The sequence below is a fragment of the Nonomuraea sp. PA05 genome (assembly GCF_008086045.1).
Lineage (GTDB): Bacteria > Actinomycetota > Actinomycetes > Streptosporangiales > Streptosporangiaceae > Nonomuraea > Nonomuraea monospora.
The window spans coordinates 24,064-39,265 of the sequence record NZ_VSEY01000056.1 but is presented as its reverse complement, the minus strand read 5'-3'; the positions used below and the strand labels follow the sequence as shown (position 1 = coordinate 39,265).

The 15,202-nt window shown below is 70.2% G+C and carries 14 protein-coding genes and 1 pseudogene; 6 read left to right on the top strand and 9 right to left on the bottom strand.

The window, feature by feature from the left end; all coding sequences use genetic code 11:
- Positions 1-33: 33 nt before the first annotated feature.
- Both FXF51_RS53045 and tpx read left to right on the top strand, forming a co-directional pair.
- Positions 34-1,227 carry a response regulator transcription factor gene (locus FXF51_RS53045; RefSeq protein ID WP_148442464.1) on the top strand — a complete coding sequence of 398 codons (1,194 nt, stop codon included), beginning with the start codon at positions 34-36 and terminating at the stop codon, positions 1,225-1,227.
- A 212-nt stretch (positions 1,228-1,439) separates the two neighbouring features.
- Complete coding sequence (tpx, locus tag FXF51_RS53035; RefSeq protein ID WP_148442463.1) at positions 1,440-1,937, top strand: thiol peroxidase; 498 nt, start codon at positions 1,440-1,442, stop codon at positions 1,935-1,937.
- 115 nt (positions 1,938-2,052) lie between these two features.
- On the opposite strand, the gene FXF51_RS53030 is transcribed toward tpx, so the two are convergent.
- Both FXF51_RS53030 and FXF51_RS53025 read right to left on the bottom strand, forming a co-directional pair.
- A complete protein-coding gene (locus FXF51_RS53030; protein ID WP_148442462.1) occupies positions 2,053-2,949 on the bottom strand; it encodes a TIGR03619 family F420-dependent LLM class oxidoreductase in 897 nt (298 codons plus the stop codon).
- A 4-nt stretch (positions 2,950-2,953) separates the two neighbouring features.
- Positions 2,954-3,763 carry an SAM-dependent methyltransferase gene (locus FXF51_RS53025; RefSeq protein ID WP_262380469.1) on the bottom strand — a complete coding sequence of 270 codons (810 nt, stop codon included), beginning with the start codon at positions 3,761-3,763 and terminating at the stop codon, positions 2,954-2,956.
- Between the two features lie 69 nt (positions 3,764-3,832).
- On the opposite strand from FXF51_RS53025, the gene FXF51_RS53020 reads away from it, so the two are divergent.
- Positions 3,833-4,579, top strand: a complete 747-nt coding sequence (locus FXF51_RS53020; protein WP_148442460.1) for a helical backbone metal receptor — start codon at positions 3,833-3,835, stop codon at positions 4,577-4,579.
- Positions 4,580-4,694: 115 nt separating this feature from the next.
- Here FXF51_RS53020 and FXF51_RS53015 read toward each other — a convergent pair whose 3' ends face one another.
- The 5 genes from FXF51_RS53015 to FXF51_RS52995 are packed head-to-tail and all read right to left on the bottom strand — an operon-like array spanning position 4,695 to position 9,950.
- On the bottom strand, positions 4,695-5,852 hold the full coding sequence (locus tag FXF51_RS53015; RefSeq protein WP_148442459.1) for an ROK family transcriptional regulator: 1,158 nt from the start codon (positions 5,850-5,852) through the stop codon (positions 4,695-4,697).
- Positions 5,853-5,855: 3 nt separating this feature from the next.
- Positions 5,856-6,701 (bottom strand): carbohydrate ABC transporter permease, encoded by an 846-nt coding sequence (locus FXF51_RS53010; RefSeq protein WP_187415053.1) that lies wholly within the window; start codon positions 6,699-6,701, stop codon positions 5,856-5,858.
- Positions 6,688-7,659, bottom strand: coding sequence for a carbohydrate ABC transporter permease (locus FXF51_RS53005; RefSeq protein WP_148442458.1), 972 nt, complete (start codon positions 7,657-7,659; stop codon positions 6,688-6,690). Before FXF51_RS53005 ends, FXF51_RS53010 begins: the two co-directional genes overlap by 14 nt.
- A complete protein-coding gene (locus FXF51_RS53000) occupies positions 7,656-9,029 on the bottom strand; it encodes an ABC transporter substrate-binding protein (RefSeq protein WP_148442457.1) in 1,374 nt (457 codons plus the stop codon). The genes FXF51_RS53005 and FXF51_RS53000 overlap by 4 nt, the downstream gene beginning before the upstream one ends.
- 33 nt (positions 9,030-9,062) lie before the next feature.
- Entirely contained in the window at positions 9,063-9,950 is an 888-nt protein-coding gene (locus tag FXF51_RS52995; protein ID WP_148442456.1) for a sugar phosphate isomerase/epimerase family protein, read from the bottom strand.
- A 362-nt stretch (positions 9,951-10,312) separates the two neighbouring features.
- Between FXF51_RS52995 and FXF51_RS52990 the strand changes: the two genes are divergently transcribed.
- The 3 genes and pseudogenes from FXF51_RS52990 to FXF51_RS63990 form a co-directional block, all read left to right on the top strand.
- Entirely contained in the window at positions 10,313-11,092 is a 780-nt protein-coding gene (locus FXF51_RS52990) for a zinc-dependent alcohol dehydrogenase (RefSeq protein ID WP_262380468.1), read from the top strand.
- Positions 11,093-11,094: 2 nt separating this feature from the next.
- On the top strand, positions 11,095-11,880 hold the full coding sequence (locus FXF51_RS52985; protein WP_148442454.1) for a sugar phosphate isomerase/epimerase family protein: 786 nt from the start codon (positions 11,095-11,097) through the stop codon (positions 11,878-11,880).
- Positions 11,877-13,055, top strand: a pseudogene (locus FXF51_RS63990) (MGH1-like glycoside hydrolase domain-containing protein); the annotation flags it as partial. The gene FXF51_RS52985 and the pseudogene FXF51_RS63990, both read left to right, overlap by 4 nt.
- Positions 13,056-13,064: 9 nt before the next feature.
- Here the strand turns inward: FXF51_RS63990 and FXF51_RS52975 are convergent.
- Both FXF51_RS52975 and FXF51_RS52970 read right to left on the bottom strand, forming a co-directional pair.
- Positions 13,065-14,174, bottom strand: a complete 1,110-nt coding sequence (locus FXF51_RS52975; protein ID WP_262380467.1) for a zinc-binding dehydrogenase — start codon at positions 14,172-14,174, stop codon at positions 13,065-13,067.
- Positions 14,161-15,108 (bottom strand): Gfo/Idh/MocA family protein, encoded by a 948-nt coding sequence (locus tag FXF51_RS52970; RefSeq protein ID WP_148442453.1) that lies wholly within the window; start codon positions 15,106-15,108, stop codon positions 14,161-14,163. Before FXF51_RS52970 ends, FXF51_RS52975 begins: the two co-directional genes overlap by 14 nt.
- Positions 15,109-15,202: the final 94 nt, after the last annotated feature.

Here is a 15,202-nt window from a genome sequence, read left to right as displayed (position 1 = left end):
GGCGATCCGGGCGAGCAGAGGGAGACGGGCACCGTGCTGGAGGCGCTGGGGCTCACGGCGGGCGAGGAAGCCGTCTACCGGCTGCTGGTGGATGCGCCCCGCTCCGTGGCCGACCTCGCCGCCGCCCTCGACCGGCCGGCCGCCGCGATCGAAGCGGACCTCACCACCCTGACCGGCCGCGGCCTGGTCTCCCGCCACCCTGACCACCGCCCGGACCGCCACCCTGGCCCCCGCCCGGACGACCGCCCGGATCGCCATGCGGGCGGCCACCGGGATCGCCACGCGGGCGTCCATCTAGACGGCCGCCCGGACCGCGACTCGGACCGCCGTGCGGGCGGCCGTTCGGGCAGGCAGGCGGATGGTCAGGCGGATCGGTGCGCGGACGGTCACGAGGGCCACCGCGCGGACGGCAGTGCGGATCGCCACGGCGACCGCTATGCCGCCGCCCCGCCGTCCGTGGCGCTGGGCGGCCTGCTCACCGCCCGCAGGGAGGAGCTGCGCACGGCGGAGCTGGCGATCGTGGCGCTGGCCGAGCAGCACCGGATGGCCGCCGCCGACCGCGCCGTCGGCGACCTGATCGAGGTCGTCACAGGGGTGGAGGCAGTGAGACAGCGTTTCCTGCAAATCCAGTGGGCCGCCCGCGAACGCGTCCGCTCGTTCTCCACGGCGCCGTTCGTGGCCGTGCCGCCCAGCGACAACACCGCCGAGGACCGGGGCGTGGACCGCGGGATCGAGTACCAGGTGGCGATCGAGCGCGAGGTGCTGGCCACGCCGGGCGCGGTCCCCGGCATCGTCGACTCGGTGCGCAAGGGCGTACAGGTCAGGGTGGCCGACAAGCTGCCGATCAAGCTGATGATGGCCGACTCCGAGCTGGCGCTGGTCCCGCTGACCACCGAGCCGGGCGGCGAGCCCGCGGCTGTGCTGCTGCACCGCAGCGGCCTGCTGACCGGGGTGGAGGCGCTGTTCGAGGCGGTGTGGCAGCGCGCATACCCGTTGCGGGCCGACGCGCTGGGCGAGTTACGGGAGTCGCACGAGCCCGAGATCGGCGAGCTGGACAGGAAGATCCTGGCGCTGCTGCTGTCGGGCCTGACGGACGAGGCGGTGGCCGGCCAGCTCGACCTGTCGTTGCGTACGCTCCAGCGGCGGCTGCGGGCGCTGATGGATCTGGCCGGCGTACGCACACGGGTCCAGCTCGGCTGGCACGCCGCCCGACACGACTGGGCCTGACAGACAGCGCGATCCGGCCCGCCCGCCGCCTGCTGCCCGCCGCCTGCTGCCCGCCGCCTGCCGCCTGCCGCCTGCTGCCCGCCGCCCGCTGCCCGCCGCCCGCCGCCCGCCACGACCGTCCCTTACGGGAGCGCGGCCCGCCACGACCGGGCCCGACGGGGACGCCGATAGGATCTCGATGCTGGGAGAACATCGTTATCAGGAGGCTTTCCATGTCCGTCACCTTCAAGGGCAACCCCATCACCGTGGCCGGCACCTTCCCGAAGCCCGGCGACAGCGCTCCCGCGTTCAAGCTGGTGGGCGCCGACCTGGCGGAACGCACGCTGGAGGACTTCGGCCAGAAGACGAAGGTCCTCAACATCTTCCCGAGCGTCGACACCGGCGTGTGCGCGGCCTCCGTGCGCCGCTTCAACGAGGTCGCCGCCGAGCACCCCGACGTGGCGGTGCTGTGCATCTCGGCCGACCTGCCCTTCGCCCAGAAGCGGTTCTGCGGCGCCGAGGGCCTGGAGAACGTCACCACGCTGTCGCTCATGCGCGGCCGTGAGTTCCTCGACGACTACGGCGTCTCCCAGGAGTCGGGGCCGCTGGCCGGGCTGGCCGCGCGGGCCGTGGTCGTGCTGGACGCCGACAACAACGTGGTCTACTCCGAGCTGGTGCCGGAGATCACGCAGGAGCCCGACTACGAGGGCGCGCTGTCCGCACTCAAGTAAGCCTCACCCGCCGCCCGAGCAGGCCTTCGCCCGCCACGGGACAAGCCCTCGCTCGCCGCCGAGCAGGCCCTCACCCGCCACGGGACAAGCCCTCGCTCGCCCGCCGAGCAAGCCCTCACCCGCCCAGCTCCGCCTGGAAGGCCGCCGCCAGATCGAGCAGGTTCCGGTCGTCCGTGGCGGTGTGCTGGAGGTCGAGGATCACCTCGTGCACCCCGGCCTCGGCCGCGGTGGCGAGGTAGGCGGCGATCCCGGCGACGGTGCCGCTTCTCGGCGGCGTGCCGTGCTCGTCGATCACCGGGTTGGCGCGCAGCACCATGCGCAGGCCGGCGGGGTCGCGGCCGGCCTGCTCCGCGGCGTGGCACACCGTCCGCCACATCGACGTCAGCGCGTGGATCGGTAGCGCGGCGGTCAGCCAGCCGTCGCCCCTGCGGCCGATGCGGCGCAGCGCCGGCTCGGAGAAGCCCGCCAGGTAGAGCGGCGGGCGCCGGGCCGGTTTGGGCTCGATGTGGCTCGGCGCGATCGTCCACAGCTCGTGCTCGTACGCCACCGGGTCGGTGGTCCAGATCGCCTCCAGGGCGTCGAGCGTGGCCTCGTAACGCCGGGCCCGGCCTTCCCAGGGCACGCCGGCGGCGGCGTACTCGTCGGAGGACCAGCCCAGCCCGAGGCCGGCGTCGAGCCGCCCGCCGCTGAGGTGGTCGATCGTGGTGAGCGACCGCGCCAGGACGGCCGGGGCGTACCAGCAGGCGTTGAGCGCGCTGGTGCCGAGCCGCACGGTGGAGGTGACCGACGCGGCGACCGACAGCACCGCGAACGGGTCGAGGAACACCCGGTGCGCCTCCGGGATGGTGCCGTCGCCGCCCGGGTAGCGGTCCTTCGGCCGCAGCGGGGTGAGCAGCCGGTCGCCGGCCCACAGGCTGTGCAAGCCCATCGACTCGGCCTCGCGCGCCACCCGCAGCACGCTGGACAGCTGCGCGAACCTGCCGTACTGCGGCACGGCCAGCCCGATCTCCACGGCCTCAGCCCTTCCTGCCCACGCCGCACAGGGTCAGCGACGACTCGGGGCCGTCGTGGAAGTCGATCAGGTCGGCCTGCTCGGGACGCCATTCGGGCAGCCAGACCAGGCCGGGCCGCACCAGCTCGAACCCCTGGAACAGCCTGCCGATCCGCTCCCGCCCGCGCAGCGTGAGCGGCGTGTCGGCGCCGAGGTAGACCTCGGTGGCCCGCTCGACGACGGCGGCCCTGGCGTCGCTGGTGCCGTGCGACAGGACCAGGTGGCTGCCGGGGGCGAGGGCGTCGCGCAGCGTGGCGACGATCGCCTCGGGGTCGTCGGCGTCGGCGACGTAGTGCAGGACCGCGGTCAGCAGCACGCCCACCGGCCTGTCGAGGTCGAGGGCCCGCAGCAGGTCGGGGTCCTTCAGCAGCGCGGCGGGCTCACGCAGGTCGCCCCTGACCACGGTCGTCTCGCCCTGCCCGGCGAGCAGCGCCCTGGCGTGCACGAGCACCACCGGATCATGGTCGACGTAGACCACCCGCGCCGAGGGCGCCACCTCGTGCACGTTGCCGTGGGCGGGCAGCCCGGTGCCGATGTCGAGGAACTGCTCGACGCCGGACGCGGCGAGGAAGCGCACCGCCCGGCCGAGGAACGAGCGGTTGGCCCGCGCCGCCGCCCGCAGCTCGGGCGCGACCTCCAGGATGCGCTCCGCCGCCGCGCGGTCGGCAGGGAAGTGGTCCTTGCCGCCCAGGTAGTAGTCGTAGAGCCTGGCCACGCTGGGTGTTTTCGGATCGAAGCCGAGCGACTCCCGCTGCAACCGTCGTCCCCCGATCACGAGTCGAACGATCTTTGGGCCGAAGTCTACGGCCATCGACCGACAAACGATCATCATAGGCTGGCCGGTGTGGATGACACCGGTGCGAGCGTGCGAATTCCCGAGACGGTGGGGCGGATCGTCTCCCTGGTGCCGTCGCTGACCGAGTCGGTGGCGGCGACCCTGCCCGGCGCGCTGGTCGGGGCGACCGACTGGTGCTCCCACCCGGCGGGCCTCGACGTGGCCAGGGTCAGGGGCACCAAGAACCCCGACCTCGAAGCGATCAGGCGGCTGGCCCCTGACGTGGTGCTGGCCAACGCCGAGGAGAACCGGCCGCCCGACATCGAGGCGCTGCGCGCGTCGGGCGTCCCGGTGTGGGTGACGCGGATCGAGACGGTGGAGGAGGCGTTCACCTCGTTGGAGCGCATGTTCGCCGTCGCCTGCCGCGTGGAGCCGCCCGGCTGGCTGGGGCGGGCGCGGGAGGCGTGGCGCGCGCCCTTCGACGGGCCGAGACGGACGGCGATCGTGCCGATCTGGCGCCGGCCGTGGATGGTGGTGGGCCGCGACACGTTCACGGGCGACGTGCTCAGGCGCCTCGGCGTGGACAACCTGTACGCCGCCCATCCGGAGCGCTACCCGAAGATCCCGCTCGCCGAGCTGAACGAGCGGCGCCCCGACCTGGTCGTCCTGCCCGACGAGCCGTACGCGTTCAGCCGGGACGACGGCCCTGAGTCCTTCCCCGGCCTGCGCTGCGCGCCGGTGAGCGGGCGGTTGCTCACCTGGTACGGCCCCTCGCTCGTCGAGGCACCCGCCCTCCTGCACGCCGCACTCGCCTGACCGCGCCCGCCCCAGTCGACGAGGCGACCACGCCCGCCAGACCGCGCCCGCCCCGGCCGACGAGGCGACCGCGCCCGGCTGACCGCGCTCACCGGGGCCGACGAGGCGACCGCGCTCAGTTGACCGCGTTCGCCTTGCCGGCCAGGGCGGCGTCCACGGAGGCGGGGGAGAGCACGTGTTCCATGACGATCACCGCCATCCCGACGATCCCGGCCCGGTCCCCGAGCGAGCTGGTGACGATCTCCAGGTTCCGCGTCGTGTACGGCAGGCTGCGTCGGTAGACGATCTCCCTGATGCCCGTGAGGTAGTGCTCCCTGGTCTCGGCCATGTCCCCGGCCAGCACCAGCACGCCGGGGTTGAGCAGGCTGACCGCGGTGGCCAGCACGACGCCCAGCGTGCGCCCGGCCTCCTGGACGCCGGCGATGGCGCCCGGATCGCCTGCATGCACGAGCCTGACCACGTCGCGGCTGGAGGCCACGCCCAGGTCGGTGGCCAGGGCGTGGCCGCTGGCCAGCGACGCCACGCAGCCGCGCGAGCCGCAGGTGCAGACCCGGTCGTCGGTCTCGCGCAGCCGTACGTGCCCGATGTTGCCCGCGGCCTCCTCGACGCCGCGGTAGATCTGCCCGTCGAGGATGATGCCGGTGCCGATGCCGGTGGAGACCTTGATGAGGACCAGTGAGTCGGTGTCGCGCCAGAACGACCACCACTCGCCCAGCGCCATCGCGTTCGCGTCGTTCTCCACCAGGATCGGCACGTCGAAGGTGGTGCCGATCGCCTCGCGCACCGGATGGTCGTCCCAGCCGGGCATCAGGAACGACCTGATCACCCGCCCGGTCGTGTGGTCCACCGAGCCGGGCAGGTCGAGGCCGATCCCGCACACCTCGGCGGCCGGCCGCCCGACCCGGTCCAGCATGCGCTGGAACGCCTCGCGCACCCAGGACAGCACGGCGTCGGGGCCGAGCTCGATGCGCATCTCGGTGCTCTCCTCGGCGATGGGCCGGGCGGCGAGGTCGGTGAGCGCCACCCTGGCGTGGGTGGCGCCCAGGTCGGCCACCAGCATCAGGCGCTGGGTGGCGTCCACGTCGAGCACCGAGGGCGGTCGCCCGCCCCCGGAGGTGCCGACGCCGGACTCATGGATGTAGCCGGCGTCGATGAGCCGGTCGACCCGGTCGGTGATCGTCGATCGGGACAGGCCGGTGAGCTCGATCAGTTCCTTGCGCGTCCGGCAGGAGCCATCGCGAATGAGCTGGAGGACCTGCCCTGCCGTCAGCATGGTTCATCCCTTCTCCGCTCCTGCGGTGAGTCCCTCCGTCAGCAGGCGCTCGCTGGCGAAGAACACGATCACGATGGGCAGCGTGAGCACCACCGATCCTGCCATCAGGACCGTCGTCGGGATCTCTATGCTTCCCGCGAGCTGAGAGAGCCCCAGGGAAACGGTCCAGCTCTCCCGCCTCTCCACCAGGAAGAGCAGGGCGAACAGGAACTCGTTCCAGGCGATCATGAAGGCGTAGAGGCCGGTGGCCATCAGCGCCGGCTTGGACAGCGGCAGCACCACGCGCCAGATGGTCGACAACCTCGTGCATCCGTCGATCGCCGCCGCTTCCTCCACGCTTTGCGGCACGGTCTCGAAGTAGTTGCGGAGCATGTATACCGTGACGGGCACGGTTTGCGCGATATACACGAGGATCAGTCCGATCAGCGACCCCCGCAGCCCGATCATGGTGAAGAGCACGAAGAGCGGGATGGCCAGCACGATCGCCGGGAACAGGTACACCGCCAGGAAGAGGAAGTGAACCTGACGGCGGCCGAAGAAGCGCAGCCGCGCGACCGCGTACGCGCCGGGGATCGAGATCAGCAGCGTGACCGCCACGGAGGCGATCGAGATGATGGCGCTGTTCTTGAGGAAGGTCAGGAAGCCCTGCCTGGTCAGCACGTTCACGTAGGTGTCGAGGGTGATGGCGTTCGGCCAGAGCGAGCCCGGCTCCAGGATGAGCTCCTGGATGTCGCGTACCGACAACATCACCATGTAGAGGAACGGGAACGCTGTGATCAGGAAGAGGAATGCGATCACCAGCGGCTTGAGCAGCGCGAACAGCCCGCGCTCGAACCTATCTCTGCTCACGTTCACCCCCGGAGAAGAACCTGAGGTAGATGATCAGGAAGACGACCAGGAAGACCGCCAGCACGATCGCCTGCGCCGCCGCGGCGCCGATGTCGTCGCGCGAGGTCAGGAAGTTGTAGACCCGCACGCTGACCACCTCGGTGCCGGCTCCGCCGCCGGTCAGCAGGTAGACGTCGTCGAACTTGGTGAAGGTGAACACGAACCGCAGCACCGCCAGCAGCGCGATCACCGACCACAGTTGCGGCAGGATCACGTGACGGAAGAGCTGGGTCGGCGCGGCCCCGTCGACCACCGCGGCCTCCTCCAGGTCCGCGGGCATGGCCTGCAGCCTGGCCAGGATGAACAGGAACGCGAACGGGAAGTACCGCCAGGCCTCGAACAGGATCACCGTCAGCAGCGCCACCGGGATCTTGAAGCCGAGGAAGTCGCCCTGGGCCTGGGTGAGGAACGCGATCGGCTCGCTCAGCCAGGTGTTGACGAGGCCGTACTGCGGGTTGAGCATCGTCTCCCACAGGAACGTCACGGCCACGACCGGCGCCACGTACGGGATCAGGATGGAGGCCCTGATGAGGGTCCGGCCCGCGAACCGCTGCCGCAGCGCCAGCGCGGCGACCAGCCCGAGCACGATCGACAGGCCCGTGCCCGCCACCGTGTAGACGAGCGTGTTGGCCAGGGACGTCCAGAAGCCAGGCTCGGAGATGACGTAGGTGAAGTTCTCCAGCGTGTAGTTCCCGAAGACGCCGGACCGGCGGATGTTGATCAGCCGCACGCTCTGGAACGCGAGCATGATCGCCCACATCAGCGGCAGCACCACCACGACGAGCGTGATGATCAGCGTGGGGGAGATGAGCAGGAGCCCGGCCCGCGCCTCCTGCTCCCGCAGCGTGCGCCCGCGCCGCTTGCGCTGCGGAGGTGACGCCGCCCGTCTGGGACGTGGCGGCGCGCTCTGCCCGGTCACTGCCTGATCCCGCGCTTGATGGCCTCCACGTCCTTCTGGGCCTGCTGGGCGGCCTGCTCGGGGGTCAGTGTGCCGTCGACGATCCCGCTCAGCGCCTTGGGCACGGGCAGCTCGCCCATCGTGGCGCCGACCAGCTTGCCCTGGCCCTGGGCGATGCCCCAGCGGGCGAAGGTGTCAGGGCTGGAGCGCAGCGCGTCGAGCACCTCGGGCGGGTAGATGTCGGCCAGCGGCTTCTTGGTGTCGACGCCGGCCGGCAGCTTGGTCCACTGCTCCTCGAAGCCCTTGCGGGTGGGGAACTTGCCCTCGGGCGCCATGCCGAGCCAGCGCACGTAGCCCTCGTTCATCATGTACGTGACGAACTTGGCGGCGGGGTCCTTGGCGGCGTCGGCGGTGATCGCCCAGGAGACGATCTCGCCGTACTGGGCGGGCGCGCTCCCGTCGGGCCCCTTCAGCGCCGTGACCACGCCGGTGTTCTTGGCCAGCCACTCCGGGTCCTCGCGGCATTCGGGGCAGCTCGGCAACGCGTCCTTACGCAGCCCGGCCATCTCGTCGAGGATGAACGACGACCAGATCATCATGGCCGCCTTGCCGGAGAAGTAGGTGGCCCTGGTGGTGTCGACGTCCTGCTTGCCCTTGACGGAGTGGTTGATCGCCAGGTTGGAGTAGAAGTCGAAGGACTTCACGCACTGCGGCGAGTTGAGGGCGACGTTGCCTGCGTTGTCGACGAGCTGGCAGTTGTTCGCCAGCGCCACGTGCTCGAAGCTCTGCGCGGTGAAGGAGTCCTTCGGCGCTATGGCCAGCGTGATGCCGGCGATCCCGCCCGTGTTCAGCTTGGCCGCCGCGGCCTGCAGCGCCTCGTAGGTGTCGGGCGGCTGCAGCCCGGCCTTCTCGAACAGGTCCTTGCGGTAGAGGATGAGCTGCGCCCACCCGTCGCTGGGCACCGCGAGCAGCTTCCCGCCGGAGGTGTCGAGCTCCAGCGCGCGCGGTGAGAACGTGTCGCGGCCGAGCTGATCGACGATCTTGCCCGGCGTCTCGGTGTCGAGCAGCTCGTTGGCCTCCATCTCGCGGATGGAGGCCAGCGGCAGCGCGCCGATCACGTCGGGCAGGTCGTCGGCCGCGGCGGCCGCCGTGAGGGTCTGGCTGAACTGGTCCTCGGCGACGCCGACCAGTTTCACCTTGATCCCGGTTTTCTGGGTGAACTCGGTGATGATCGCGTTCTGTGCGGCCATCCGGTCCTCGAGGTTCTCCTCGGTCCAGACGGTGATCTCGTTACTCGTTGACGACTGCTCGCCACCGCCGCCTGAGCAGGCCGTCAGGGCGGCGGCGGCCAGCAGGGCGACAGAGAGGACGGCGGTAACCTTCGTCGGCATGGCACGCTCCTCTGGTTGGGGATATGCCGCCCTTTACCCGTGCACAAGAGGCCGCAACGTGCGGTAGGCGATACCGAGACCGGTCTGTACCCTCTCCGTGCTTCCGCTCCACACGGGGTCCTCGTGCTCGACGGAGACCACTCCGTCGTATCCGCCCTCGTAGAGCGCGTCGATCACCCGGGTCCAGTCCACTTGCCCGAGCCCCGGCACGCGGAAGCGGTACCAGCCCTTTTCTCCACTTATCGGACCGTAAAAGCCGTAGTGGTCGATCCGTCCTGGAAGGAACTGGGTGTCCTTGGCCTGTACGTGTGCGATGTTGGCGACGTACGGGGTCAGTGCCGTTACCGGATCGATGCCCAGGGCCACCAGATGGGAGGGGTCGTAGTTGAGCTTGAGGCCCAAGGTGAACATCCATTCCCATAGTTCGGGCGAGTAGGCCAAATTGCCCGGATATCCATCGGGATGCCAGCTTTTCATCAAGCAGTTCTCGATGACGATCTCGACGCCGTTGGCGCGGGCGTGCTCGACGAGCGGCCCGAAGACCTCAGTGGCCCTGTCGAGGTTTTCGCGGACCGGCAGCCCGGCATCGCGGCCGATGAACGTGCCGACCGTGGGGCAGCCGAGTGCCGCGGCGGCGTCGATACACCGCCTGACGTGCGCGTTCACTTCCTTCCCTGTCGTAGGGTGGAGATTGTTCTCGTAGTAGGCGATCGAGGAGAGCGTGAGTCCGGTCTCCGCGAAGACTCGCCGGACTCGCTCGCATTCGGCGTCGTCGAAACGATCTACCCTGATGTGATTTCGGTCATCCGGAGCCGGCCAGCCGGCCACTTCCAGGGCCTCGAAGCCCTGGGTGGCGGCCCAGCGAGCAATGTCGGTAAGGTCGCTTTCCGGAAGACACGCTGTCAGAAACCCCAATTTCATCAGTCACCTCCGACGGAAGTCGTAGACTTAAGAGTGTTACGAGCGCAACTATCGTGTGCAAAGTAACGCTAAATCTTTGACTTTTGCATGATCAAAAAGCGTAAGTGTGGGGAATGCGCGTCATCACCTTCGAAGAGCCAGGCCATGTCCGCGTCAGCCTGGAGTCGCCCGCCGAGCTAGAGCCGGGCACAGTGCGAGTACGCACTCTCTATTCAGGAGTCTCAGCGGGCACCGAACTCACCGCCTACCGCGGTACCAACCCCTATCTCAGTCGCAAGTGGGACATCGATCGCAGGCTCTTCGTAGAAGGCCAGACGCATGCCTACCCACTCAGCGGCTGGGGCTACCAGGAGGTAGGCGAGGTGGTGGAGGCCGCGCCCGATGTGGCCGACCCACCGGTCGGCAGCCTCGTCTGGGGCATCTGGGGCCACCGCGCCGAGGCCGTCCTCCCGGCCGAGAAGCTCGTCGGCCACGTCCTGCCGCCCGGCGCCGACCCGCTGACCGGCGTCTTCGCCCGGGTCGGCGCGATCGCGCTGAACGCGGTGCACGCCGCCGACGTGCACCTCGGCGACCAGATCGCGATCTTCGGCCAGGGCGTCATCGGGCTGCTCGCCACCCGGCTGGCCGTGCTCAGCGGCGCCCGCGTGGTCGCCACCGACGCCATCCCCGACCGGCTGGAGCTGGCCAGGAAGTTCGGCGCGGCCGAGACGTTCGACGTGGCCTCCGGCTCGGTCGCCGAGTTCATGCGCAAGCGCGTCGTCGGCGCCGACACCGTCATCGAGCTCAGCGGCAGCCACCTCGGCCTGCACGAGGCGATCCGCACCGTCCGCAAGGGCGGCCGGGTCGTGGCCGCCGGGTTCTACCAGGGCGACGGCGTCGGGCTGCGGCTCGGCGAGGAGTTCCACCACAACCAGGTCCAGCTCGTCTCCTCCCAGATCGGCGGCGTCGCCTCGTGGCTGGCCCACCGCTGGGACGTCGAGCGGCTGCAGCTCACGTTCATGGAGCTCGTGCACCGCGGCGAGGTCGACGCCCGCGAGCTCGTCAGCCACGTCATGCCCGTCGACCGGGCCGCCGAGGCCTTCGACCTGCTCGACAAGCACCAGTCCGAGGTTCTCCAGCTCGTCTTCGAATTCAAGGAGTAAACGTGAAGCTCGCCGTACAGGAGCAGCTTCTGCCCGGTCGCTCGCTGCAGGAGAAGTTCGCGTTCGCGCTCGATGCCGGCTTCGACGCCATCGAGCTGCGCGGCAAGGGTGACTTCCACTTCGCGGGCCGCCTGACGGAGCTCAAGCGGGCGCTGGCCGACGGCGTGAAGATGCCGACGGTCTGCGTGGACATGCCGCACTTCATCGGCGACTTCGACCCGGCCAAGCGCAAGGACGCCATCCAGCAGCTCCGCTCCCAGCTCACCGTCATCGGCGAGCTGGGCGGCGTCGGCGTCATGACCCCCGCCTCCTGGGGGCAGTTCTCCCGCCGCCTGCCGCCGTTCGAGCCGCCGCGCAGCCCCGAGGAGGACCGCGAGGTGCTGGCCGAGGCGCTGGGCATCCTCGGCGAGCACGCGCACCGCAACGGCGTGCTGATCATGCTGGAGCCGCTCAACCGGTACGAGAACCACATGGTCAACACCCTGGCCGAGGCCGTCTCGTACTGCGCCATGGACTCCATCAGGATCGTCGGCGACACCTACCACATGAACATCGAGGAGGACGACCCCTGCCGTGCGCTGATCGACGCGGCCCCGTACATCGCCCACATGCAGATCAGCGAGTCGAACAGGAACCAGCCGGGCACCGGGCACCTCGACTGGGGCGCGCAGCTCGCCACGCTCGACGCCGTCGGCTTCGACGGCTACCTCGCCCTGGAGTGCAGGCTCCGCGGCGAGCCCGAGATCGTTCTTCCCCAAACCGCAGCATTCGTGAGGAAGTATCTATGATCCTCCGCGACGCCGTGCGCGTCCTGGCCAGCAACTGGGACGGCAGTTATACGGTTCCCTCCCGTCGCCTCTACCCGCACCAGTGGAGCTGGGACTCCGCCTTCATCGCGATCGGCAACGCCCGCTGGTCGCCGCGCAGAGCCCGTACGGAGCTGCTCAGCCTGTTCGGGGCCCAGTGGTACGACGGCAGGGTGCCGCACATCGTCTTCAACCCGCAGGTGCCCGAGGACGCGTACTTCCCCAGCTCCGACTTCTGGCGGACGGCGGCGCCCTCCGGGGTGCGCACCTCCGGCATCGTCCAGCCGCCGGTGCACGCGCTGGCGGCGTGGAAGACGTACCAGGCCGAGCCCGACCGCGCGTTCCTGCGCCGGATCTACCCCCGGCTGGTGGCCCAGCAGGAGTTCCTGCGCGACCAGCGGCGCTCCGACGAGGGGCTGATCTCGATCGTGCACCCCTGGGAGTCCGGGATGGACAACAGCCCGGCGTGGGACCTGCCGCTGGCCGCGGTGGAGACCACCGCGACCGGGTTCGTGCGCAGGGACCTGCAGAGCGTCAACGCCGACGAGCGGCCCACCGACCGCGACTATGTCCAGTACGTCGAGATCGCCCAGGCCTACCGCGAGTCCGGCTACCGCGAGCCAGGACCGTTCCACGTCGAGGACCCGCTGTTCAACGCCGCGTACGGGTCGGCGGAGTCGACGCTGGCCACCATCGCAGAGGAGCTCGGCCTGGACCCGGAGCCGCACCGGCGCGAGGCCGAGGCGCTCACCAAGGCCATGGTGAAGCACCTCTTCGACGGCAAGCTCTTCCAGCCCCGCGACATGCACAGCGGCACCCTGCTCGACTCCGGCAGCGTGGCGGGCCTGACGCCGCTCATGCTGCCCGGCCTGCCGCCCGAGGTCGCCGACGCGCTGATCGGCACGGCGATCGACCGGTTCGGGCTGCAGGACAGGCCGCTGCCCAGCTACGCCATGGACGCCCCCGAGTTCGAGGCGGCCCGCTACTGGCGTGGCCCGAGCTGGGTCAACGTGAGCTGGCTGGTCTGGCAGGGCCTGCGGGAACGCCGCCCCGACCTGGCCAGGACGCTCGCGGACGCGACCATGCGGGCGGTGTCCGTGTCGGGCTTCCGCGAGTACTTCAACCCGCTCACGCTGCGCGGTCACGGCTGCCGGGACTTCAGCTGGTCAGCGGCGCTCATCCTGGACATCGTCGCGGAGCACACCCTGAACGGTCTGAAGCCGTCGCGTCGCGAGGCCGGTCAGGAATCGGGGCGCGTCAGAAAAGCCGACGACATCAGTGATCACGTGCTCGCGTAGCGCGCCTCCGTGCTGCCTGAGCAGGGCGATGGTCTCGGCGGACAGCCGCTCCCTGTCCCAGGCGTGGGCCAGCCCGCGCGGCACCCGGCCGATCTGGGCGCAGCGCAGCGACAGCCCGTTGTGGTGGAACTCCTCGCCCAGCCGCACCTCGTCGGCGCCGTCGGTGTAGAAGGCCAGGTCCACCAGCGTGCCCTGGGGGCGCAGCAGCCGCAGGCCGAGCGCCAGCGCCCTGGGCCGGCCGCGGCACTGGAAGACCGCGTCCGCACCGCGGTCGTTCTGGCCGTGCCGCCAGCGGCGCTTGAGCGTCACGGCCGGGTCGTCGTCGGCGGCCAGCACGTTCGCGCCGAGCGCCGCGGCGATCTCCAGTCTGGCCGGGGTCTCGTCCACGACCACGACCTCGGCCGCGCCGCCGGAGATGGCGAACAGGGCCGTCAGCAGGCCCACCACGCCCGCGCCCACCACCACGATCCGCCTGCCGCGCACGCCGTCGCCCAGGTCGCGGGCGGCCGGGCCGTGCAGGTCGTGCGCCGCGTGCAGGAGGCCGTTGGCGCAGATCGGGCCCATGTGGGCGACGTAGATGCCGAGGATGGGGTCGAGGTCGGGCGGCAGCTCGACGAACCGGTCCGTCATCGGGTCGGCCACGTACGCCGTGCGGTGCCCGTAACACATGGCGACCAGCGCGCCCTCGCGCACGGCCCGCGTCCGCGTCTCGACCACCCTGCCGACCTGCATGTACCCGATGCCGCGCACCGGGTACGACACCGACGGCGCGCCCTCCATGAACAGCCCGAGCGCCGGGTCCCACGTCGCGGACAGGTAGGGGTTGGTGCCCTTGACGAAGGTCAGCTCGGTGCCGGCCGAGACCCCGCTGTAGACGGTCTCCACCAGGAAGCCGCCCTCGGGCACGTCGGGCAGCTTCTCCTCGGCCAGGCAGACCTCGCCCGGCTCGTCGATGCTGAGAACGTTACTGGTCATCATCGAGCATCACCGGCCTCTGTTCGATGGCGGAGCGCGCGAGTGCCAGCGCCAGGCGGTGGGTGCGCAGCGCCTCCTCGTACGGTACGCGGACGTCCGCCGGCCTTCCTTGCACGGCGTTGATGAACTCGCGGTCCACCCGCACCTTGGCCTGGCCGTCGTCCTCGATCACCCGCTCGCCGTCCACGAGCAGGCGGGTCTCGCTGAGCTCCAGCGCGATGCCGTCGGCGCACACCTCCAGCCCCACCCGGTGCTTGTGGGTGAGCAGGCAGGAGGTGGCCAGCAGGCCGGCGGCCCCGCCGTCGAAGCGCAGCACCGCGGCCGTGGCCCGGTCCACCTCGCCGTCCACGGCGTTCTCTGCAGGCACGGCGTGCACCATGGTGACCTCGCCGACGAGCAGCCGTGCCAGGTCCAGCACGTGGACGGCCTGCTCCACGATCTGGCCGCCGGACATGGTGGGATCCAGCCACCAGCCCACGGGGGGCACCTTGTCCAGCCAGTGGCCGAGCGCCAGCCGTACGGGGCGGCCGGAGAGCAGGTCACGGGCCTGTTGAAGGATGTCGAGATAGCGCCAGTGGTGGCCGACCGCCGAAGGGAGAGATCTCCGCTCGATTTCGGTCGCGATGGATTCTGCGGTTTTGAGATCTAGCGAAAGGGGTTTTTCTACGAAAATCGGGAGATTGCACGACAGAACATCAAGCTCCGGGTTACCGTGCGCGAAAGGAGGCACGCAGACGTAGACAGCGTCAAGACCGCCGGCACTGAGCAGGTCGGCATGGCCGCCATAGGCGGGGGAGCCATGCTTCGAGGCCAGGGCCTCGGCCCTGTTGAGGTCTGTGTCGGCGATCCCAGCGATCGTGACATCGGGGAACCCGGACAGGACGTCAGCATGACGAGCGGCGACATTTCCGGCACCTACGATGCCGACACGGGTCATAGGGGACACAACCCGGCATATGCCACGTCTAGGCGGAATCAAACAAACATGTTCAAGTCCCCATAGACCGGGCAGAAGCCGTGACCTCATGAGA

Bases quoted from the DNA above. Each gene is read 5' to 3' on its own strand.
- tpx (WP_148442463.1), top strand. From the start codon at position 1,440: ATGTCCGTCACCTTCAAGGGCAACCCCATCACCGTGGCCGGCACCTTC.
- FXF51_RS53015 (WP_148442459.1), bottom strand. From the start codon at position 5,852: ATGCTGACGGCAGGGCAGGTCCTCCAGCTCATTCGCGATGGCTCCTGC.
- FXF51_RS53000 (WP_148442457.1), bottom strand. From the start codon at position 9,029: ATGCCGACGAAGGTTACCGCCGTCCTCTCTGTCGCCCTGCTGGCCGCC.
- FXF51_RS52995 (WP_148442456.1), bottom strand. From the start codon at position 9,950: ATGAAATTGGGGTTTCTGACAGCGTGTCTTCCGGAAAGCGACCTTACC.
- FXF51_RS52975 (WP_262380467.1), bottom strand. From the start codon at position 14,174: ATGATGACCAGTAACGTTCTCAGCATCGACGAGCCGGGCGAGGTCTGC.
- FXF51_RS52970 (WP_148442453.1), bottom strand. From the start codon at position 15,108: ATGACCCGTGTCGGCATCGTAGGTGCCGGAAATGTCGCCGCTCGTCAT.